Here is a 20,491-nt window from a genome sequence, read left to right as displayed (position 1 = left end):
AGAAACCGTGCTGCAACTTTCCCGGGGGCTGCTTAAGGCGTTCTAGGGCCTTCCCGCGCGTCTCGCCGGAGGTACCGGCCGCGGGGCGCGGGAGCGGGCACCGGGCGGGTGCCCCGGGGCGCGGCGGGGTTCCCGGCGGGCGCGGCCGGGATGTGCGGGCCGGCGCGAACCGGCACTCCCCGCACCGCCGTCGTGACCGGCCCACGCCACCCGGAGCGCCCCAGGAGCGCCCGCGAGGGGCCGGTCCTCCGTGACCTCGCTCAGTCGTCGACGTCCACGAGCCGGTCACGGGTGCGCACGAGGCTGAGCAGGCCCCGCAGCGCGGTGGCCTGGAGCCCTCGGGCACCGCGGAGCTCCTGGATGGCCAGGGCGCACCACAACCGGGTCTGCGTCGCGTGGTGCGGGGAGCCGTGGACGTCGTCCGTCTGCAGCAGTCGCAGCCGGGGCACGTGGGTGCGCAGCAGCTCCGCCTCGCTCGGGGGGACGATCTCGTCGCGCAGGCTGGCCAGGTAGTGCACCGGTATCTCCAGGGACCTCAGCTGCCGCGGTGTCAGGGCCCAGTCCCTGAGGTGACCGGGGAGTTCCTCGGGTGTGACGCCGGTCAGGTGGCCGAGGGTGTCCTTGGTGATGCGCGGTACGCCGTCGAACCAGCCGGGGTCGTCGAAGAAGCCGGCGACGGGGGCACCCGCGGTGACGATGCCGCGGATGCGGCGGTCCTCCAGCGCGCAGCGCAGCGCGAGGTGGCCGCTGAAGCTCATGGCCAGCACGTAGGTGTGGTCGACGTCGGCCCGGTCGCGCAGGGTGTCCAGGAGCTGGGACAGCAGGCCGGGGCTGTCCTTGTCGTAGGGGAGGGTGTTCTCGCCGACCCCGGGCATCTCGGTGACCACGACGGCCATGCCCTGGCGCCGGAAATGGCCGAGCACCGCTCCCCACTGCTCCTTGGTGCTGACGATCCCGCCCATGGCCAGGAGCAGGGGTCTGCGGCCGCTCCCGGAGAGGCCGGCGGTCCAGCAGGCGAGGGTGCCGGCGGCGAGGGGCAGCTCCTCCCGGTGGATGCCCTGCTTCCCCCGTGCCCAGTGGCCGAACGCGCGCACCCCCTCCTCGGCGGCCCTCCGCCGGGTGGGGCCGTCGACGTAGGGGAAGCGGGCGATGTTGTACAGGTGGCCGGCGTCCAGGTGGCGCCCCCGCCGTACCTCGGCGCGGGCCGCGGCCGACCACTCGACGGCCCACGAGCCGGGGCTGCCGTCGTCGTCGTTGTCTATGCGCTCCAGGACCTGGCGGTAGGTGGAGCGGGACACCTGCTGCGCGTGCGCGTGGGCGATCATGTACTGCCGGAGCTCGTCCAGGTCGTTCACGACACCTCCTCGGGCACGGCCGCCGCGGGCGGGGTGGTGGGGGGCTCGTCGGCCGCGTCCGTCCGGAACTCCTCCAGGTGCTCCTTCAGTTCCCCGAGCACGTCCGCCGCCTCGGCCCCGTCGATGACACGGTGGTCGAAGGTGAGGGACAGCCGCATGACGGGGGCCACGGTGACGCGCCCGTCGCGGACCACCGGGCGGTCCACGGTCCGGCCGAGGCCGAGGGTGGTCGTGGTGCCGCCCACCGAGTGGAAGCCGTCGACCGGCCGGTGACCGAGTGAGGTGACGGCCACGGTCCCCATCAGCCGGTCGCGTCCCCGCAGGCGCCCGGCGGCCAGCCGGAAGGCCGTCGAACCGATCAGCAGGGGCGCGCGGTGCAGCCTGCGCAGCCGCTCGAACTCCGGCATGGTGTCGGGGTCTCCGTCTCGGAACTGCTCCAGGTGCCGCTGGATCTCCTGGAGGGTGGCCCGCTGGAGGCCGGGGACCACGGTCGACAGCACCACCCGCTGCCCGTCCAGCGTCTTGTCGAGGGTGAGTTTGCCGTTGACGTGCGGGAAGCGCGCGATCCGGGGCCACAGGCGTCCGCCCAGTGCGGCGTTCGCCTCGGGGTGCCGGGCCAGTACGCGTCCGGCCGCGTGCAGGACGTAGGCGGCGGTGGAGTAGCGGGGGCCTCCGCGGGCCCGCGCTGCCCGGCGGTGGCCGCGCACCGCCGTCATGTCGACCTCGGTGTCCAGGTGCACGGGGGCGAACCTGCGGACGGCGTCGAGGAAGAAGAGGGTGTGCCGGCGGGAGCGGCTGACGGGGGTGGGGTTCATGACGCCGTCGCCAGTGCGTACACGCTCTTGAGGTCGGGGCAGTCGAGCACGTCGGGGAGGGAGATGCGGCGGCCCGTCTCGCGTTCCAGGGCGGTCAGGAGTTGCAGGAGGAAGACCGAGTCCCAGCCGGGGAGCTGGTCGAAGTGGCGGCCGGCGTCGTCGGCCTCGACCGGTATGCCGATCTCGTCTCGGATGATCGCGATGAAGTCGTCGATGCTCGTCACGGGGTGTCTCCTCCGCATTGGTCGGTGAACTGCAGGTGGGCGGGGACCGGTAGGGGATCCTCGCTGTCCAGGTCGTGCCGGAACACCGTGGTGGTGCCGTCGTCGGTGACCTGCCGGAATCCGTGCCGCGGGTAGAGGTCCCGCACGGCGCCGTTCTTGGGGCCGCGGCGGTGTTCCCCCACCACCGCGGTCGCGCCGGCGGCGCGCGCGTGGCGCAGGATCGCGCCGAGGCACGCCTGCTCGATGCCCCGGGAGAACACCCGGCAGCTCAGGAGGAAGCCGTCGATGTGCACCACGTCCGCCGCCCGGCGCAGGAACACGGCACCCACCAGCCCGTTGTCACCGAAGCGGTCGGCCGCGTGGACGACCAGCACCGAGGTGGCCGGGCCGGCGACGAGCCGTGCCACGTCGGCCGGCTGCAGCCGGCTCAGGGTCATGTTGAACTGGTTGGTGCGCAGGGACAGTTGGGAGACGCGCGCCACCTCGGACGGTGCCACGGGCGACAGCCGTACCCGCACCCCGAGCAGCCGGAGGTACTCCTCCACGGAGGCGGACTGCTGCAGGAAGTCCCGGCGTTCCACCTCCTGCTGGTACTTCTCGACACGGGCGCGGTCCTCCGTGGTGAGCACCAGGGTGTCGAACCAGCCGTCCCGCAGCAGTGTCGCCACGTGGTGGGCGGGTTCGGCGCCGGCTCGCAGTACGGTGACGCCGGGCAGTTCGGCCTCGACCAGGCCGCACTCGGCGGGCGTGTCGTCCATGAAGACGAAGCTGTCCGTGCCGAGGTTCAGCGTCCCGGCCAGCTCGGCGATGTTCTCGTGCTTCGGGCGCCAGTTGGCGACGACCGTGACCAGGTCCTCCTCCCGGAGCACCATGCGCGGGTGCTCCCGCAGCACCGCCCGGACGGGTTCCACGTCGTTCTTGCTGACGACGCCGAGGAGCACGCCCTGCGAGCCGAGTTGCCTGACCACGCGCTGGAGGAAGCGGAAGGGCTCGCTGTGGTCGCCCTGCAGGACGTCGAAGCCGTCCTCCCCCAGGGTGCCGTTCCACAGGGTGCCGTCGAGGTCGAGCAGCAGGGCCTTCTTGGTCCGGCCGGCGAGGTGGCGCGCCAGGTGGCCGACCTCGCGGGCGTAGCGGGCGAGCAGCGGTGGCGCGAGGTGCACCTTCGCGTACTGGCTCAGCCGCTCGTCGGTGACGGCGATACCCTCGGCGACCAGGGGGTCCAGGTCCAGTACGACGAGGCCCGGGTGGCTCTGGGCGAGTTCCAGCAGCCGGCTGTTGGCCTGCCGCCACACCGCGCCGAGACGGGCCCGGGAACGGTGCTCCAGGAGCTGGGCCGGCAGGAGGGCGGGCAGTGGCACCGTGTTCAGGACGAGGGTGCCGCGTCCGGTCGAGCGGTAGCGGGTGACGAGCCCGGTCAGCAGGCCGAGCTTCTCGTCCCAGGCCCTTTCGACGTCCTCCGGCGTCCACGGCACGGGCAGTTCGTCCAGTACGACGGCGGGATCGAGCACGCACAGCACCACGTCCGCGTCGAAGCGGCGCAGGGTGCTTCCCGGGTCGGAGAGGTCGAAGACGTAGGAGTCGTAGTCGGCCAGGTGCGGGCGCAGCAGCAGGCCGTGGCGCGCCAGTTCGGCCGTCAGGGCGGGCACCAGCGGGGCGAGGGTGCCGTGGCCGGTGACGGCCACGGACACGACCGGTACCCCGGGGTGCGCCTGCCGTACGTCCTCGGGGCGCAGCCGGGACAGCAGATTGCCGGCGCGCCGCAGCTCCGCCTCGGAGCAGCCGGCCAGCAGTCCGCGGACCCTGGGGTACTCGGCGGCGAGCCGACCGGACCGGTGGAGGGTGAGCAGTGTCTCCCCGGTCTCCCGGTCGCTTCCTTCGGTGGTGGGCGCGGCCATGCGGATCCTCTCTGAGGCGGTCGGGCCTCCCGCCCGTCCGACGGCCCCGGCGGCCGCACTGCCATGGTCGGCGCGGGCACTAAACCGTGGCTAAGGGCCGACGCGTCGGCGCCGCGGCCCGCACCGGGCGGGGCGCGGCGCACGCGCGGACGCCCGCCGCGCGCGGCTCCGCCGAGGCCGCGCGCAGCGGGCTGTGCCGCCGCGTCCGTCGCGGGGTGCGCGGCGGACGCGGCGGGTGGACTTCCCGGGAAGGCGCCCTGGGCCGCGTCCTGGAAGTCCCGCCTGCCCAGCGGTATCTGACGCGCCCGGCGGACGAACGACGCCCGTGGTTCGCGGTCGTTCACGCCCAGGCCCCCCGCTCGGCCGGGCGGAGGACGGAGGCCCGGGTCAGCCGGCGGTGGAGACGGCGAGCAGGCTGAGCCGCTGGTCGTCGGCGAGGACGGCCTGGTGCAGGTCGCGCAGGGCACGGCACGGTTCGAGGCCCAGCTCGTCGTTCAGGGTCCGGCGTGCACGCTGGTAGACGTGCAGGGCGTCGGCCTTGCGCTCCGACCGGTACAGGGCGAGCATCAGCTGGCGGTAGAGCGTCTCCCGCAGCGGGTACTCGCAGGTCAGTGAGTACAGCGGGCCGATGAGCTCGCGATGGCGTCCCAGGTGCAGATGGACGTCGGTGAGCATCTCCTGGCATTCCATGCGGGTCTCGGTCAGCCAGGTGGTGAACCCGTCGATGATGGGGCCGTTGCCCAGGTTGGCGAGCACCGGTCCGTGCCACAGGCTCAGGGCCCGCTCGAAGCGGTCGGCCGCCGGCTCGTAGCAGTGGTCCTTGGCGAGCGCCCGCCCCTGCGCCGCGAGGTCGGAGAAGGTGTGCAGGTCGAGGGTGTCGGTCCCCATGCGCAGCACGTAGCCGGTCTGCTGGGTCACGACGGGGTTCTGCTGCCGGTGGGGGCGGTGGAGGAACTTGCGCAGCTGCGAGATGTACACGTGCAGGCCCGCGGTGGCCCGCTTCGGCAGCTGGTCGCCCCACAGCTCCTTCATCAGCTGCGTCGGCGAGACGATCTGTTCGGCGCAGATGAGCAGCACGGCGAAGAGGGTCTCCACCTTCTGCGCGCTGATGAAGGAGTGGTTGTGGCCGTCGACGACGCGCAGCGGGCCCAGGATCTCGTACCTCATGACGCGCTCCGCTCCGGCCGGCCCCCGGTCGCCGTCCCGGCCAGGGCGGTGGCGAGGACGTCGGTCACCTCCGGGCTGGCGGGGTCGAGGTAGAAGTGGCCGCCGGGAAAGGTGTGCAGCCGGAAGGGGCCCGTGGTGTGCGCCGCCCAGGCGGACGCCTCGTCCCGGCTGGTGTGGGGGTCGCTGTCGCCCACCAGGGCGGTGATCGGGCAGGTCAGCGGCGGTTCTGGCACCCACCGGTAGGTCTCGATCGCCTTGTAGTCGGCCCGTGTGACCTTCAGTACCGCCGCGCGCAGTTCCTCGTCCGCCAGGAAGCGCTCGTCGGTGCCGCCCAGCCGCCGCAGTTCACTCACGACGCCCGCGTCGCTCTGCCGGTGGACCGCGCCCTCCCGGTACCGTGACGGCGCCCGCCGGCTGGAGACGAACAGGTGGGAGGGTGACGCCGCGTCCTCCCGCTGGAGCCGCTGGGCCACCTCGAAGGCGATGACCGCGCCCATGCTGTGCCCGAAGAAGGCGCAGGGCGTGCCGGCCCGGCGGCGGAGGACGTCATGCACGCGGTCGGCCAGCCCGGTCAGGCTGTCGACGCAGGGTTCGGCGTGCCGGTCCTGCCGCCCCGGGTACTGGACCGCGAGCACCTCGGTGTCGGGCAGTGCTCTGGACAGGGCGAAGTAGTGGCTCGCCGAGCCGCCCGCGTGCGGGAAGCAGACGAGCCGGCGCCCGCTTCGCGGACGCGGTTCGAAACAGCGTATCCATCGGTCGTTTCCGGCCGGAGACATGGAGATGACGTTTCCCTTCGGTGCACCGCTCTTCGCGGGTGGGCTACTCGGCGATCTTCGTTCGCATGAACCAGCGGAAGACAACCGGGGAAGAGCCGTCCAGATCTCCTGGGCCACGCTCCATCTGGAAGTGTTCGTAGCCGCCGCAGTGCTGGATTTTTATCTTGGTGTCGACGATGGCGGCACGCCGCTCGCGATCCGAATGCCGCATGTCGTCCGGTCCGCCGACCAGCAGGATGTCGACGACTTTGTCGAGGGGGTAGGCGGATTCACTACCGAGGAGATCCATGACGCACGTTCCCTTTCGGCCACGAGTGGGGGAAGCAGTGGACTGGCACACCACCGACTGGGAGCACGCCGACATACTGCGAGCCGCGGGCTTGCGCCGCATACCCGGAGGGCCCCCTAGGCCACCCCTAGCGGCAGGGGGCGGGGAGAGTAGTGGTCGCGGCGGTGCGGAACAGGGGGCCGCTCCGGCACTCCGGCCGTCCTGAGCTGCGTATCATCGCGGCGTGGCGCCCCTCGCAGCAGTCGGCGAGGTACGGAAGGAAGCATTCCGCTCACGTGCGACCCGGGCACTGGCGGAGCGAGGCCCTTGACGGCCGACCGGGTCGACGGCCGCCGCACGCCCGGGTCGACGTCCCACGCCCCCCGATCCCCCGTACAAGGGAAACCCAGTATGAAGGCACTCGTCCTCGCGGGCGGCACCGGAACCAGGCTGCGCCCGATCACCCATACCGCGGCCAAACAACTGGTGCCCGTGGCCAACAAACCAGTGCTTTTCTACGGCATCGAATCCCTGGTGGCCGCCGGAATCACGGACCTGGGCATCATCGTCGGCGACACCGAGGAGGAGATAAGGGCGGCTGTGGGCGACGGCCGCGCATTCGGCGCCACGGTCACCTACATTCGCCAGGAGCGGGCGCTCGGCCTCGCCCACGCGGTGCTGGTGGCGCGCGATTACCTGGCACAGGACGACTTCGTCATGTATCTGGGTGACAACTTCATCGTGGGGGGAATCAATGAACTGGTGCGGAAGTTCGAGGCGGAGAAGCCGGACGCGGACATCCTCCTGACCCGGGTGGACGACCCGAGCGTGTTCGGGGTCGTCGAACTCGACGCGACGGGACGGGTGGTGCGGCTCCAGGAGAAACCGCCTGAGCCGGCCAGCGACCTCGCGCTGGTCGGCGTCTACCTCTTCACCCCCGCGATCCATGAGGCGGTACGGGCGATCCGGCCGTCCCGGCGTGGCGAGCTGGAGATCACCGACGCCATCCAGGAACTCGTCGACCGCGGCCTGACGGTCCGCTCGACGACCATCACCGGCTACTGGAAGGACACCGGCAACGTCCCCGACATGCTGGAGGTCAACCGTTCCGTGCTGGACACCATCGAACCCTGCCTGGAGGGTTCGGTGGACGAGGCCAGCGAGATCATCGGACGGGTGCGGGTGGGACGCGGGGCGCGGGTGCGACGGTCGCGGATCGTGGGGCCGGCCGTGATCGGGGACGACGCCGTGGTGACCGACTCCTACGTCGGCCCGTCCACCTCGGTGGCCGAGAACTGTGTGATCGAGTCCAGTGAGATCGAGTTCTCGATCGTGCTGGCCGGCTCCTCGCTCAAGGGGGTGGGGCGCATAGAGGCGTCGCTGATAGGCAAGGACGTGCAGGTCTCGCGGGCCCTGCACACCCCGCGCGCCCACCGTCTCGTGCTCGGCGACCACAGCAAGGTGCAGATCACACCATGAGGATTCTCGTCACCGGCGGCGCCGGATTCATCGGTTCGTGCTTCGTCCGTTCCGTCCTGGGCCCGCAGGCGCGGGAGTGCGCGGTGGTGCCCGAGGCTGTCACCGTGCTGGACGCCCTGACCTACGCGGGTGACCGCAGGAACCTGGCGCCTGTCGCGGCCGATCGGCGGCTGGCCTTCGTGCACGGCGACATCCGCGACGGCGAACTGGTCAGAAGGCTGGTGGACGGCCACGACGCGGTGGTCCACTTCGCCGCCGAGTCCCACGTCGACCGCTCCATCGTCAGCGGGGCGGATTTCGTCTCCACCAACGTGCTGGGCACCCAGACCCTGCTGGAGGCCGTGCGGTCGCGGCCGTCGACGACCTTCCTGCACGTCTCCACCGACGAGGTCTACGGGTCCGTGGCCCACGGCTCCTGGTCGGAGGCCGAGCCGTTGCGGCCCAACTCCCCCTACGCCGCGTCCAAGGCCTCCTCCGACCTGCTCGCACTCGCCTACCACCGCACCCACGGCATGGACGTGCGGATCACCCGCTGCTCCAACAACTACGGCCCGTACCAGTTCCCGGAGAAGGTCGTTCCGCTGTTCACCACCCGCCTCCTGGAAGGCGGTCCGGTGCCTCTGTACGGCGACGGGGAGAACGTGCGCGACTGGCTGCACGTCGAGGACCACTGCCGGGCACTGATGCTCGTCCTCGCCGGAGGGCGGGCCGGGCGGGTGTACAACGTGGGCGGGGGCACGGAGCTGACCAACCGTCAGCTGACGGAGCGCATCCTGGCCGCCTGCGGCGCGGGGTGGGACCGGGTGGAGCACGTGGCCGACCGGGCGGGTCACGACCTGCGCTACTCGGTGGACTCGGGCAGGATCCGGTCGGAACTGGGATGGGCGCCCAGACACGGCTTCGACGCGGGGCTGGCCCGCACCGTGGCCTGGTACCGGGAGAACCGCTCCTGGTGGCAGCCGCACCTCGTGGGCGGGACCCGGACATGAACGGCACCACCCCCGCGGCCGGTCCCGGGGGCCGCCGGGCCGCCGGCCCGCTGCCGCACCGCTGGTTGGTGACCGGCGGCAGCGGGATGCTGGGGCACGACCTGCTGGCCCTGCTGGCGGCCCGGGACGAGGTCGAGGTGGTGGCCCCGCGCCGTGACGAACTGGACATCACCGACCCCCGGGCCGTGCGCGAGCAGATCGGCGCCCACCGGCCGCAGATCGTCGTCAACTGCGCGGCGTGGACGGCCGTCGACGATGCCGAGGAACACGAGGCGGAGGCGTACGCCGTCAACGGCGAGGGGCCCCGCCACCTGGCGCGTGCCTGCGCCGCGGCCGGCGCCCGGCTGCTGCACGTCTCCACCGACTACGTCTTCTCCGGGCGACGGCCGCCGTCCGCCGCCGGATACGCGGAGGACGCCGGCACCGGTCCGGGCACGGCCTACGGCCGGGGGAAGCTCGCCGGTGAGCGCGGTGTCCTCGAAGAACTCCCCGCCGCGGGGACCGTGGTCCGCACGGCCTGGCTCTACGGCCGTCACGGCCGCAGCTTCGTCCGTACCATGGCCGAGCGGGCGGCCTCCCCCGGAGAGGTGCGCATCGTCGACGACCAGCACGGGCAGCCCACGTGGACGAAGGAGGTCGCGGCGCGGCTGGTCCTGCTGGCCGGAGTGCCCGCGGACCGTGCCCGGGGTGTCTTCCACGCCACCGCCGCGGGCCACACCAGCTGGTACGGGCTGGCGCGGGCGGTGTTCTCGCTGCTGGACGCGGACCCGGAACGGGTGCGGCCCACCGACAGTGCCGCACTGGACCGCCCGGCGCGCCGACCGGCGTGGAGCGTGCTGGCGGACCACCGCTGGCCACACGTGGGGGGCGCGCCCATGCGACCCTGGCGTGACGTCCTGTCCGATTCCCTGGCGGAGGTACTGGATCTTGCGTCCGTTGAGCATCGAGGGAGCCTGGGAGCTGACGCCGAAGGTCCACCACGACCGCCGGGGCAGCTTCCACGAGTGGTACCACGAGGCTGAGTTCCGCGCCGCCGTCGGCCACGGGCTCTACGTCGCCCAGACCAACTGCTCCTCCTCCCGCCGCGGCGCGCTGCGCGGCATCCACTACACCGACGTGCCCCCGGGACAGGCGAAGTACGTCACCTGCGTCAGTGGCGCGGTGCTGGACGTGGTCGTCGACCTGCGCACCGGCTCACCGACGTTCAAGCGCTGGGAGGCCCTCCGGCTGGACGACGTCGGTCATGCCGCCGTCTACCTCTCGGAGGGACTGGGGCACGCCTTCATGGCCCTGACCGAGTCGGCCTCGATGGTGTACCTGTGCTCCACGCCGCACGCGCCGGAGCGGGAGCACGGTGTCCACCCGCTCGACCCGGAGCTGGCGCTCCCCTGGCCGGCGGGGATCGAGCCCGTCCTCTCGGAGAAGGACGCCGCCGCCCCGACCCTGGCCGAGGCGCTGGCGTCGGGGCGGCTGCCCGGATGACGCGGCACGGCCCGCCGCCCCGAGGGCACCCGGGGCGGCGGGGTCAGCCGGTCACCCCGGCGAACTGGGCCTGGTAGAGCCTGGCGTAGGCACCGCCGGTCGCCAGCAGCTGTTCGTGCGTGCCCTGTTCGACGACGCTGCCGGACTCCATGACCAGGATGAGGTCGGCGTCGCGGATCGTGGACAGCCGGTGGGCGATGATGAAACTGGTGCGGCCCTGGCGCAGTGAGGCCATGGCGCGCTGGATGAGCGCCTCGGTCCGGGTGTCGACGGAGCTGGTCGCCTCGTCGAGGATGAGGATGGACGGGTTGGTGAACCAGGCGCGGGCGATGGTGAGCAGCTGCTTCTCGCCGGCGCTGACGCTGGAGCTCTCGTCGTCGACCACCGTCTCGTAGCCGTCGGGCAGGGTCCGCACGAGGTGGTCCACGTGCGTGGCACGGGCGGCTTCCACGGTTTGCCGTCCTTCGGGGTCCCGCACCCCGTAGGCGATGTTCTCGGCGATGGTGCCGTGGAAGAGCCAGGGGTCCTGGAGCACCATGCCCGTGACCGACCGCACGTCGGCGCGGGACATGGTGGCGATGTCCACGCCGTCGAGCGTGATGCGGCCCGCGTCGACCTCGTAGAACCGCATGAGCAGGTTGACCAGTGTCGTCTTGCCGGCGCCGGTGGGTCCGACGATGGCCACGGTCTGACCCGGCTCCACCGTCAGGGACAGGTTCTCGATCAGCGGGGCGTCGGCGACGTAGCGGAAGGAGACGTCCTCGAAGGTGACCCTGCCACGGACCCGGTCGGGCCGGCGCGCCGCCACCGGGTCGGCGGACTCCTCCTCGGCGTCGATCAGCGCGAAGACCCGCTCGGCGGAGGCCATTCCGGACTGCAGCAGGTTGGCCATGCCGGCGACCTGGTTCAGCGGCTGCGAGAACTGCCGGGAGTACTGCAGGAAGGCCTGCACGTCCCCCAGCGAGAGGGCGCCCGACGCCACCCTCAGCGCGCCGGCCACGGCGACCAGCACGTAGCCGAGGTTGCCGGTGAACGTCATGACGGGCTGGATGACACCGGAGACGAACTGCGCCCTGGCCCCCGAGGCGAAGGCCGCCTCGTTGCACTCGTCCAGCTCCTTCACCGTCTCCTCCCCGCGGCCGAAGGTCCTGACCAGAGCGTGGCCGGAGTACGCCTCCTCCACCCGGGAGTTGAGCTGTCCCGTCGCGGCCCACTGCGCCGCGAACTGCGGGCGGGCACGTCTGGCCATGGCGCGGGAGGCGTACAGGGACAGCGGGACGGTCGAGAGCGCTGCCAGGAAGAGCAGCGGCGAGATGGTGAGCATGACCGCCATGACGCCGACGATGGTCAGCAGCGCGGTGATGACCTGGCTGATGGTCTGCTGCAGCGTCTGGCCGAGGTTGTCGATGTCGTTGGTGACCCGGCTGAGGATCTCGCCACGTGACTCGCGGTCGAAGTGGGCGAGCGGCACCCGCGCCAGCTTGGCCTGCGCGTCCGCGCGCAGCCTGCCCATGGCGCGCTGGATGACGGTGCTGGTCAGGCGGCCTTGGAGAAGGTTGAAGAGCGCCGAGGCGACGTAGAGCAGCAGGGCCAGCAGGAGCACCTGCCCCACGGCGTCGAAGTCGACGCCGTGCCCCGGGGTGGACTTCGCGGACCGCACCAGGTGCGCCAGGGAGTCGTGGCCCTCGCGGTGCAGCCGGTCGAGCATCTGGGCCGTGGTCGTCCCGACGGGGAAGCGGCGGCTGATCATGCCCGCGACGAGCAGATCCGTGGCGTGGCCCAGGAGCTTCGGCCCCAGGATCGAGAGGGCCACGCCCACCGCGGCCAGTGCCAGGGTGGCGCCGATCAGGTGGCGTTCGGGACGCAGTGTCCGTAACAGGCGGCGGCCGGCGCCGCGGGCGTCCTCGGGGCCGTTGCCCGCGGCCGCGGGCCGGGCGGCGGTTCGCGCGGAGGGGGCCGCCGCGGGGCCGGCCGGTGCGGGGACGCGGCCGGGTGGTGCGGGCGGCGGGGCGGTGCTCCGCTCGTGTCCGCCGGCCCCGGGGCCGGCAGGCGTGCCGGTGGTCATGGGTTCGGCCTTTCGGTTCGCGTGGCGAGGTCCTGCGGGGCCGTCAGGCGGCCTCGGCTTCGGTCAGCTGGGAGTAGACGATCTCCCGGTACGTCTCGTTGTCGGCGGTCAGCTGCTCGTGGGTGCCGCTCCCGACGACGCGGCCCTCGTCGAGGACGACGATGCGGTCCGCCCGGCGGATGGTGCTGACGCGCTGGGCGACCATGACCACGGCGGCGTCCTGGGTGACTTGGGCGAGGGCCGCGCGCAGGGCGGCGTCCGTGGCGTAGTCGAGGGCCGAGAACGCGTCGTCGAAGAGGTAGATGCCGGGCCGGTGCACGAGGCAGCGCGCGATGGCCAGGCGCTGGCGCTGACCGCCGGAGAGGTTGCCGCCGCCCTGGGCCACGGGTGCGTCCAGGCCGCCGGGCATGCGCTCGACGAAGTCGCGGGCCTGCGCGATCTCCAGCGCACGCCACAGCTCCGCGTCGTCCGCGTCCGGGGTGCCGTATCGCAGGTTGGTGGCGATCGTGCCGGAGAACAGGAACGGCCGCTGCGGCACGATGCCGACGTGGCGGGAGAGGTCCTCGGGGGCGAGGTCGCGCACGTCGGTACCGCCGATGAGCACGGCCCCCTCGGTGACGTCGAACAGTCGGACGATCAGGTTGAGCAGCGTCGTCTTGCCGCTTCCGGTGCTGCCGATGACACCGGTCACCTCGCCGGGCCGCACGACGAGGTCCACGCCGCTGAGCACGGGTTCCTCGGCCGACGGGTAGCGGAACGCGGCGCCGCGCACTTCCAGCAGGCCGCCCGCGGCACGGAAGGGCGCGGGGGCGGCCGGGGCGAGCACGCTGGACTCGGTGCGCAGCACCTCCTCGATGCGCACCGTGCTGACGTGGGCCCTGGGGAGGGACACGACCACGATCGTGGCCATCATGACGGACGCCAGGATCTGCGTCAGGTACGTCAGGAAGGCGGTCAGTGAACCGATCTGCAGGGAGCCGTCGTCGACGCGGTGCCCGCCGAACCACATGACCGCCACGCTGGACGCGTAGACGACGAGCATCGCGGTCGGGAACATCAGGGCCATGATCCGGCCCATGCGCAGCGAGACGTCCACCAGCCGGTCGTTGGCGGCGGTGAAACGGCGCCTCTCGTGGTCCTCGCGGACGAAGGCCCTGATCACCCGGACGCCGCTGATCTGCTCGCGCAGGATGCGGTTCATCTCCTCCAGCCGCCGCTGCAGCCGGCCGGCCAGCGGGTACAGCCGTCGCACGATGAGGCTCACGGCGACACCGAGGACCGGGACGACGACGAGGAGCAGCGACGACATCGCGACGTCCTGCCGCAGCGCCATCACGACGCCGCCCACGCACATGATCGGGGCGGTGACCATCAGGGTGAACAGCATCACCACGATCATCTGCACCTGCTGGACGTCGTTGGTCGTCCGGGTGGTCAGGGAGGGCGTGCCGAAGTGGCCGACCTCCCGCCCGGAGAACCCGATGACGCGTCGGTAGATCGCGGCCCGCAGATCGCGGCCGATGCCCATGGAGACGCGGGCGCTGAGGTAGACGGCGCCCAGCGAGCACAGGACCTGCCCCAGGGTCCCCGCGAGCATCAGCCCGCCCACCCGCAGGATGTATCCGGTGTCGCCGGTGAGGACGCCGTTGTCGATGACGTCGGCGTTGAGTGTCGGCAGGTAGAGCGTGGCGAGGGACTGGAGCAACTGGCAGACAAGGATCACGGCGGTGCTGATCCGGTACCGGCCGAGTCGCCGGCCGAGAAAGCGAACGAACACGTGGCCCCCCTGGGGCGCTTCGAAGGACATGTCGGTCGGGAGAGGCGCGGGCGGGCTCCGGGCCGGCGTCAGCCGTCCCGCTCCGGAGCCACGGCCGCCTCCGTGCCGACGAAGGAGAGGGCTCTGCGCAGAACGGCGTGGTAGGGCGCGCCTGCGGGGTTCTCCAGCCAGTGGTCGGTGGCGGTGCGGGCCGCGGCGACCACGGCGGCCGCCAGCACGCGTGACATCAACTCCCGGTCGGCCGCCGCTTCGAGGCGCTCGGCGATGGCCTCGGCCAGGGCCCGCTCGACCAGTGTCATCGACTTGAGGAACTCACCGCGCAGCATGGGGGCGCCCGCGATCACCCGGACCACGGCCCGGTCCGGTTCGGCCCCGCCGGTGTAGCCGTCGACCGTGCCCACGATGCCGTTGACCAGCGCCTCCGCCAACGGCTCCCCGGCGGGTCGCGCCCGCAGCCCGGCCGCCACCTGCGCCGCACGCTCGACGTTGAGCGAGCAGATGGCCTCCTCGACGCTGGAGAAGTAGTTGTTGTACGTCCGCGGTGCGACGCCGACGGCGGCGGCGATGTCGTCCACCCGCACGTTCTCCGGGCCGCGCTCCAGGGCGAGCAGCAGCGCGGCCCTCCCCAGGGCGCGCCGCGTGGCGAGCTTCTTGCGTTCGCGCAGCCCCAGCGGCGCGCCCTCCTGAGCGGTCATGGCTCGACCTTACCGGAAAGTGCGTGGCACGCAAACTTGCGTGGCACGCTGTTTTGTGGCCCTCGGTGTCCGCCGGACGACGACGCGCCCCGGCCGTGACTCCGGGGCGCGTCGGGCGCGGGGCGTCGGCCTAGGAGGAGCAGAGCGAGTCGACGGCCGCCACGCGCAGACGCGTGCCGAGTTCCGCACGGTGCCTGACGGAGAGTTTCCGGTACACCCGTGTGAGGTGCTGTTCGACGGTGCTCACCGTGATGAACAGCTTCCGGGCGATCGCCCGGTTCGTGTGGCCGGCGGCGGCGAGGTCGGCCACCCGTTTCTCGGCCTCGCTCAGCACCTCGTCCCGCGGCGTGCGCGCCGGTTCCGCGCACTTCACCGCGGGCAGCGCGGGGACGGACCAGATCCTCGGCGCGGCGTAGGGCCGTGCCATGGCCAGTGCCCGTTCGCGCAGGGCACCCGCCCGGTCCTCGTCGCCGGCCGATTCGTAGGCGCCGCTGAGGTCCGCCAGGCACCGGGCGAACTCGAAGCGGTTCGTCGCGGGGGTCAGGAGTTCGACCGCCTCGCCCAGGAGCGAGAGGCGGTCGTCGACGGACTCCGCGGTCGCGGCCAGCAGTCTCAGCGACTCCCCCCTGACGCACGCCAGATCACCGCCCGGCCTGGCCATCTGCTCCTCGACCAGCGCACGGGCCTCCTCGCGGTTCCTCAGCAGCAGGTGCACCTCCGCCGCCCCGCTGCGCCAGGCGATGTAGCAGGGCAGGTCAACCCCCCAGACGTCCATGAGGTGGCCGCAGTTCTCGAAGTCGGCGAGCGCGGCCCGAGGGCGTCCCGCCGCGAGGTGGCAGTGGCCCCGGGCGTGCAGGTACTGCAGACCGAACCGGGTCTCGAAGGTGGCGTCGGGCACGGGGCGGCGCATGTACTCCGCGGCCTTCGAGGCCTCGCCCCGCAGGGAGGCGGCCAGCACCAGGCTCGACAGCGGCCCGCCGATCCCCACGCCCCAGTCCGCCACGGAGAGCCGGCCGATGGCGCTCTCCCCGTAGCAGATCGCCGCGGCCAGCTCCCCCTGCGCAACGGCGGCCTCGGCCCGCAGCGAGCCGAACAGCGCCTGCCAGGTCGCGGCCGACCGGTCGTCGGCCTCCCTGAGCAGTTTCGCGCTCCACAGCGCGGCCCGGTCCGGACGTCCTATGTGCAGGAGCGTCAGCACGGCGGTGTGGAGCAGGTCCAGCGTGGAGACGCCCAGACGGTTGCTGTGCAGCACCCCCTCGGCGTTGGTGAGGGTCTCGTCGTCGGTGATCCCGGCCAGCGTGTCCACCGTCCACCGTCCGACCGCGGAACCGGGCGCCGTCTCCTTGACCTTGAGCACGCAGCCGTCCGGGCCGCTCAGAGCGGGGTACCACCAGTTGAGGGCGGTGAGTTCCTCGGCCACCACGCCGTCCTGACCGCTGGGCCGGGACCGCCGGCCGGCCAGCACCGCACGGGCGTCCTCCACCCGGCCGCTCCACAGGAGGTGGTGCAGGAGCATCGCGACGTCCCGGTCACCGAGGTGGCCTTCGCGCGCGGCCTCGCACAGTTCCGTGACGTACCGCATGGCGCCCGCGGGGCTGCTGCGCCAGGCGATCCGGGCGCGGACGGCGGTGAGCGCCGCCCGCTGGGCCGGGTCCCCGCACTGGCCGTGGGCCAGGTCCAGGCAGCGGAGGGCTGCCTCCGGGCGGTCGGCGGCCACCGCCGCGTCGGCCGCGTCGCGGAGTACGGCGATCATCCACTCCTCCGACGCGCGGCCCGCCGCCACCAGGTGCTCGGCGACGGCGCTCGGCGGCGCGCCCTCGTGGTGGAGCGCGGACGCCGCACGCAGGTGCAGGGCGCGGCGTTCGGCCGGTGCCATGGCCTCCAGGATGATGGTGCGCGCCGCGGGGTGGCGGAAACGGCCGGCCTCCAGCAGCCCGGCCGCGGTCAGCGCGGCCAACCCGTACTGTGCCGACTCGGGGTCGGTGTCCAGTACCTGGGCGAGCAACCGCGCGGAGCCGGCGGGGCCCAGCACCGCCAGCGCCTGCGCGACTTCGGCGGACCGCCCCTGCGAACGGTGGAGGCAACTGGTCAGCGCCAGGGTCAGCGCCTCCCGGGAGGCGTACTCGGCGTCGTGGCGCACCGCCCCCGGCACCGCGGCGGCCTGGTAGTCGTCGATCATCGCCGAGAGCAGCAGGGGGCTCCCCCCTGACACCCGGTGGAAGAAGTCGCCGACCGCGGCCTCGGCATCGGCGCCCAGCCGTGATTCCACCAGGGCCTTGGTCGCCGGCCCGGGAAGCAGCCCGAGGCGGATCTTGACGCAGTTGGGCTGTCGCAGCAACTCGGCGTGGAACTCGGGATGCGCCAGCCTCCCGAGCGACAGTTCGGTGAGGACCAGCAGCAGCCGCGCGGAAGCCATCCGCCGTTGCACGTAGGACAGCACGCGGAGGGAGGCGGCGTCCGCGTACTGCAGGTCGTCGACGGCCACCACGACGGGGCGGGTACCGCTCAGCTCCAGCAGAACGGCGTACAGGCCGTCGGCGACCTGGGCCTCCGAATTCCCGATGGTGACCGTGTCCGAGGCGGCCCGCGCCTCGGGAGAATGTCTGGCACCGAGGAATTCCTCCACACGCCCTCTCGACTCGGCAGGTATTTTCTCACCACTGAAAAGCTGTCCCACCACACCCAGCGGAAGGGCCGCCTCACCTCGCGCCGCCGTCGCCGTCAGCACGATTGCGCCTTCATCCACCGCATGCGCGTAGAAATATTGAAGAAGGGCGGTTTTGCCGCACCCCACCGGACCACCGATAAGGGCGACGCTTCCATTACCGGAAGACGCGTCGATCAGCAGTTGCTGCAGTGTAGCCATTTCCTTTTCGCAGCTCGCGACGATCGGCCCCCGCGGAACCCTCATCCTGCGACCCCCATTGCCTGATGCCAGCACGAATACCTGCACAAGCCATACAGATATGACTACCAGATGTGTCCCCGCCTCCGCGACGGCGTCACTCCTAGGGCAGGCACATTTGACCAAAATAGTCACTACCAAAAGGCATCAAACACTGACAAATCTTTTAACATCGACCGCTTGCATCCCTTCCTTCACAGGTTCCACCTATTGCCCGAACCGCTATACGATAGGGGCCGGAAAAGACGATTAGGGGTTGCCTTGTTAGCCCTTCAAGGCACAATGCACCGCCCCCACACACAATTTCCATTGTTCCGCCACGGGCACCCTGCACCAGGCGTGCGAGCCGCCCGCCGGGGCGCGGCCGCCGCCGGCCCGTCTCCCGCCGTCCGTCCGCCGCCGCCCCGTACCGTCCCGCCGGCTTCAGCGCCGCTTAAGAGTGGCGCGACCGCGCTCCCGGAGACTGCGGCGGACGGACGCGCTCGCCGAGACGAACGACTGGGAGAGGACCACGCGATGGGAACCACGGTCAGCCACACCCTGGAGATCGCTTCGCCGCCGGAGAGGCTGCTGTCCACGCTCCGCGACATCGCCACCTACCCACAGTGGCAGCAGGACGTCGAGTCGGCGGAGGTCGTGGAGTCGGACGAGAGCGCACGGCCGCTCAGGGCCCGGCTCGTGCTGAGCGCCATCGGCATGAGGGTGACACAGGTGCTGGCCTTCGAGCACACCGAGCGGCAACTGGTCTGGCGTCTGGTGGAGGGACAGGAGGACGCGCCGATCTCACGCAACGACGCCGTCTTCCAGCTCGCGAGGACGGCGGACGGCAACACCGAGCTGAAGGTACGCCAGGACCTCGAGTTCAGACTGAAGCTGCCGCAGTCGCTGGCACGGCGTATCGTCGAGCGGCGCTCCACGGCGATGCTCCGCCAGCTCAAGTCGGCCGTCGAGAAGGCACGGCCGTAGGACGGCCCGAGCGTGAACGCACGCCGTCAGGCGCGGAGCAGGTCGGCCGAGACGGTCCAGAGGCGTTCGGCGAGGGCGGGATCGAGTGCCCATTCCTTGACGCCGTGCGGGTGCTGCGCGAGGTCGGCGTCGTTCGGCACGGTGTAGGCCTCTCGCGCGTCGTCGAGGTAGTGGCCTCCGGAGCGGGCGAACTCCGGGGCGACGGCCGCGACGACCGTGGTGGCGGCCCCCTGCTCGACCGTCTTGTAGGTGAAGACTCCGGCGGCCTCGGCCGCGGCGAGCGACTCCTTCTGCCGCGGCGTGAAGTTCCGCTGCAGTCCTGTCGCGATACCGCCCGGATTCACCGCGTTGGCGACGATGCCGTCGGACGCCCAGCGGCGGGTCGCCTCGACGGCGAGGAGGGAGTTCGCCGTCTTCGACCGGGCGTAGGCGATCTGCGGATCGTAGCCGCGACGCTCGAAGTGGAGGTCGTCGAAGTCGACGCCGGACCGCATGTGCGCCGTCGAACTGACCGAGACGATCCGTGCTCCGTCGCGGTCGGCCGCTCCCAGGGCCAGGGCGTCATGAAGGCCGGTGGTCAGGGCGAAGTGGCCGAGATGGTTCGTCGCGAACTGCAACTCCCAGCCCTCACGCGTGCGTTCGAGGCCGGCGGTGACCACGCCGGCGTTGTTGATCAGCAGGTGGAGCGGGCCGCGCCACGCGTCGACGAATCGCGTGACGGAGGTCCGGTCGGCGAGGTCGAGCCGGACGACCCGGGGACGGATTCCTCCGGCCGGCCTCCCGATCGTCTCGGCGACGGTGTCACCCGCCGCCGTGTTCCGGACAGCGAGCGTCACTTCCGCCCCGGCAGCGGCCAGAACCCGAGCCGTCTCGACCCCGAGTCCGGAAGAAGCACCCGTCACGATCGCGCGGACGCCGGTGAGTTCGACGCCTCGCAGCACCTCGTCCGCGGTGCTGGTGGCGGTGAAGGGCGTGGAGATGAGTGCGTGAGCCATGACGTCGACTATACGCACTAGACTATATTTGTATAGTTCGATTATCGCTCGTATGCTTGTTCCATGAGCAATCCCGATGCCGGCCACCCGCCGCCGCCAGTCGCCGATACCGATCGCCGGACCCTGGTCCTGGACTCCGCGATGCTCACGTTCGCGCGATTCGGTTACCGGAAGACCTCGATGGAGGAAGTGGCGCGGGCGGCGGACATCTCCCGGCCGGGGCTCTACTTCCTCTTCTCCTCGAAGGAGGCGCTGTTCCGCGCCGCGGTCACCCAGGCCCTGGAGCGTGACATCGCGGCGGTCGAACACGTCCTGGCCGATACCGGACGCCCCCTCGCGGAGCGTCTCGTGGAAGCGTTCGACCAGTGGGCGGGCCGCTACATCGGCCCGCTGGCGCACGACGTCGCGGCGGTCGTCGAGGACAACCCCGGCCTCCTCGGAGAGATCGCCGAAACCGCGCCGCGGCGCTTCGAGGAGCTGGTCACGGGAGCGGTCGCCGCCGAGTCCGGGCGGGACGCGGCCCCCTTGATCGCGCAGACGCTGATCAGCGCATCGATCGGCCTCAAGCATCAGGCCGCGTCACGGCAGTTCTACCTCGGCCGGCTGAGGGCCGCCGTCGGTCTCCTGGTGCGCTGAGA

Annotated in this window: 18 protein-coding genes; 6 read left to right on the top strand and 12 right to left on the bottom strand. The window is 71.8% G+C overall.

The genetic code is table 11. The features are described 5' to 3' along the window. Positions 1-260: 260 nt before the first annotated feature. From VT52_RS05025 to VT52_RS04995, 7 genes are all read right to left on the bottom strand, one after another. Positions 261-1,355 carry an alpha/beta hydrolase gene (locus VT52_RS05025; protein ID WP_071387402.1) on the bottom strand — a complete coding sequence of 365 codons (1,095 nt, stop codon included), beginning with the start codon at positions 1,353-1,355 and terminating at the stop codon, positions 261-263. Then, positions 1,352-2,170: a 2-oxo acid dehydrogenase subunit E2 gene (locus VT52_RS05020; protein WP_071387401.1), complete on the bottom strand. Its 819-nt coding sequence runs from the start codon at positions 2,168-2,170 to the stop codon at positions 1,352-1,354. Before VT52_RS05020 ends, VT52_RS05025 begins: the two co-directional genes overlap by 4 nt. After that, positions 2,167-2,394, bottom strand: coding sequence for an acyl carrier protein (locus VT52_RS05015; RefSeq protein ID WP_071387400.1), 228 nt, complete (start codon positions 2,392-2,394; stop codon positions 2,167-2,169). The genes VT52_RS05020 and VT52_RS05015 overlap by 4 nt, the downstream gene beginning before the upstream one ends. Beyond that, complete coding sequence (locus VT52_RS05010) at positions 2,391-4,289, bottom strand: HAD-IIIC family phosphatase (RefSeq protein ID WP_071387399.1); 1,899 nt, start codon at positions 4,287-4,289, stop codon at positions 2,391-2,393. The genes VT52_RS05015 and VT52_RS05010 overlap by 4 nt, the downstream gene beginning before the upstream one ends. A gap of 387 nt (positions 4,290-4,676) precedes the next feature. Further along, the gene (locus VT52_RS05005) at positions 4,677-5,456 is read right to left on the bottom strand and encodes an AfsR/SARP family transcriptional regulator (protein WP_071387398.1); all 780 of its coding nucleotides are present in this window, start codon (positions 5,454-5,456) and stop codon (positions 4,677-4,679) included. After that, positions 5,453-6,232, bottom strand: a complete 780-nt coding sequence (locus VT52_RS05000) for a thioesterase II family protein (protein WP_071387397.1) — start codon at positions 6,230-6,232, stop codon at positions 5,453-5,455. The genes VT52_RS05005 and VT52_RS05000 overlap by 4 nt, the downstream gene beginning before the upstream one ends. A gap of 43 nt (positions 6,233-6,275) precedes the next feature. Beyond that, positions 6,276-6,521 (bottom strand): DUF5988 family protein, encoded by a 246-nt coding sequence (locus VT52_RS04995; RefSeq protein ID WP_071387396.1) that lies wholly within the window; start codon positions 6,519-6,521, stop codon positions 6,276-6,278. 390 nt (positions 6,522-6,911) lie between these two features. On the opposite strand from VT52_RS04995, the gene VT52_RS04990 reads away from it, so the two are divergent. The 4 genes from VT52_RS04990 to VT52_RS04975 are packed head-to-tail and all read left to right on the top strand — an operon-like array spanning position 6,912 to position 10,450. Further along, entirely contained in the window at positions 6,912-7,979 is a 1,068-nt protein-coding gene (locus VT52_RS04990) for a glucose-1-phosphate thymidylyltransferase (RefSeq protein ID WP_071387395.1), read from the top strand. Then, positions 7,976-8,968: a dTDP-glucose 4,6-dehydratase gene (gene rfbB, locus VT52_RS04985; protein ID WP_071387394.1), complete on the top strand. Its 993-nt coding sequence runs from the start codon at positions 7,976-7,978 to the stop codon at positions 8,966-8,968. Before VT52_RS04990 ends, rfbB begins: the two co-directional genes overlap by 4 nt. Next, entirely contained in the window at positions 8,965-9,990 is a 1,026-nt protein-coding gene (rfbD, locus tag VT52_RS04980; RefSeq protein WP_071387393.1) for a dTDP-4-dehydrorhamnose reductase, read from the top strand. The genes rfbB and rfbD overlap by 4 nt, the downstream gene beginning before the upstream one ends. Beyond that, positions 9,896-10,450, top strand: coding sequence for a dTDP-4-dehydrorhamnose 3,5-epimerase family protein (locus VT52_RS04975; RefSeq protein ID WP_071387392.1), 555 nt, complete (start codon positions 9,896-9,898; stop codon positions 10,448-10,450). The genes rfbD and VT52_RS04975 overlap by 95 nt, the downstream gene beginning before the upstream one ends. Positions 10,451-10,493: 43 nt before the next feature. Here the strand turns inward: VT52_RS04975 and VT52_RS04970 are convergent, their stop codons facing one another. From VT52_RS04970 to VT52_RS04955, 4 genes are all read right to left on the bottom strand, one after another. Continuing rightward, positions 10,494-12,515 (bottom strand): ABC transporter ATP-binding protein, encoded by a 2,022-nt coding sequence (locus VT52_RS04970; RefSeq protein ID WP_079174845.1) that lies wholly within the window; start codon positions 12,513-12,515, stop codon positions 10,494-10,496. A gap of 43 nt (positions 12,516-12,558) precedes the next feature. After that, on the bottom strand, positions 12,559-14,292 hold the full coding sequence (locus VT52_RS04965; RefSeq protein WP_071387410.1) for an ABC transporter ATP-binding protein: 1,734 nt from the start codon (positions 14,290-14,292) through the stop codon (positions 12,559-12,561). A gap of 68 nt (positions 14,293-14,360) precedes the next feature. Then, entirely contained in the window at positions 14,361-14,987 is a 627-nt protein-coding gene (locus VT52_RS04960) for a TetR/AcrR family transcriptional regulator (protein WP_071387391.1), read from the bottom strand. 130 nt (positions 14,988-15,117) lie between these two features. Further along, positions 15,118-17,853: an AAA family ATPase gene (locus VT52_RS04955; RefSeq protein WP_167377654.1), complete on the bottom strand. Its 2,736-nt coding sequence runs from the start codon at positions 17,851-17,853 to the stop codon at positions 15,118-15,120. 555 nt (positions 17,854-18,408) lie between these two features. On the opposite strand from VT52_RS04955, the gene VT52_RS37790 reads away from it, so the two are divergent. Further along, complete coding sequence (locus tag VT52_RS37790) at positions 18,409-18,858, top strand: SRPBCC family protein (RefSeq protein WP_071387389.1); 450 nt, start codon at positions 18,409-18,411, stop codon at positions 18,856-18,858. Positions 18,859-18,884: 26 nt separating this feature from the next. Here VT52_RS37790 and VT52_RS04945 read toward each other — a convergent pair whose 3' ends face one another. Further along, positions 18,885-19,853 (bottom strand): SDR family NAD(P)-dependent oxidoreductase, encoded by a 969-nt coding sequence (locus VT52_RS04945; RefSeq protein WP_071387388.1) that lies wholly within the window; start codon positions 19,851-19,853, stop codon positions 18,885-18,887. A gap of 63 nt (positions 19,854-19,916) precedes the next feature. On the opposite strand from VT52_RS04945, the gene VT52_RS04940 reads away from it, so the two are divergent. After that, entirely contained in the window at positions 19,917-20,489 is a 573-nt protein-coding gene (locus VT52_RS04940) for a TetR/AcrR family transcriptional regulator (protein ID WP_071387387.1), read from the top strand. The last annotated feature ends 2 nt before the right edge of the window (positions 20,490-20,491 follow it).

Source organism: Streptomyces malaysiense (assembly GCF_000980885.2).
Taxonomy (GTDB): Bacteria; Actinomycetota; Actinomycetes; order Streptomycetales; family Streptomycetaceae; genus Streptomyces; species Streptomyces malaysiense.
The sequence above is the reverse complement of the archived record's forward strand: the minus strand, read 5'-3'. Positions and strand labels throughout refer to the sequence as shown.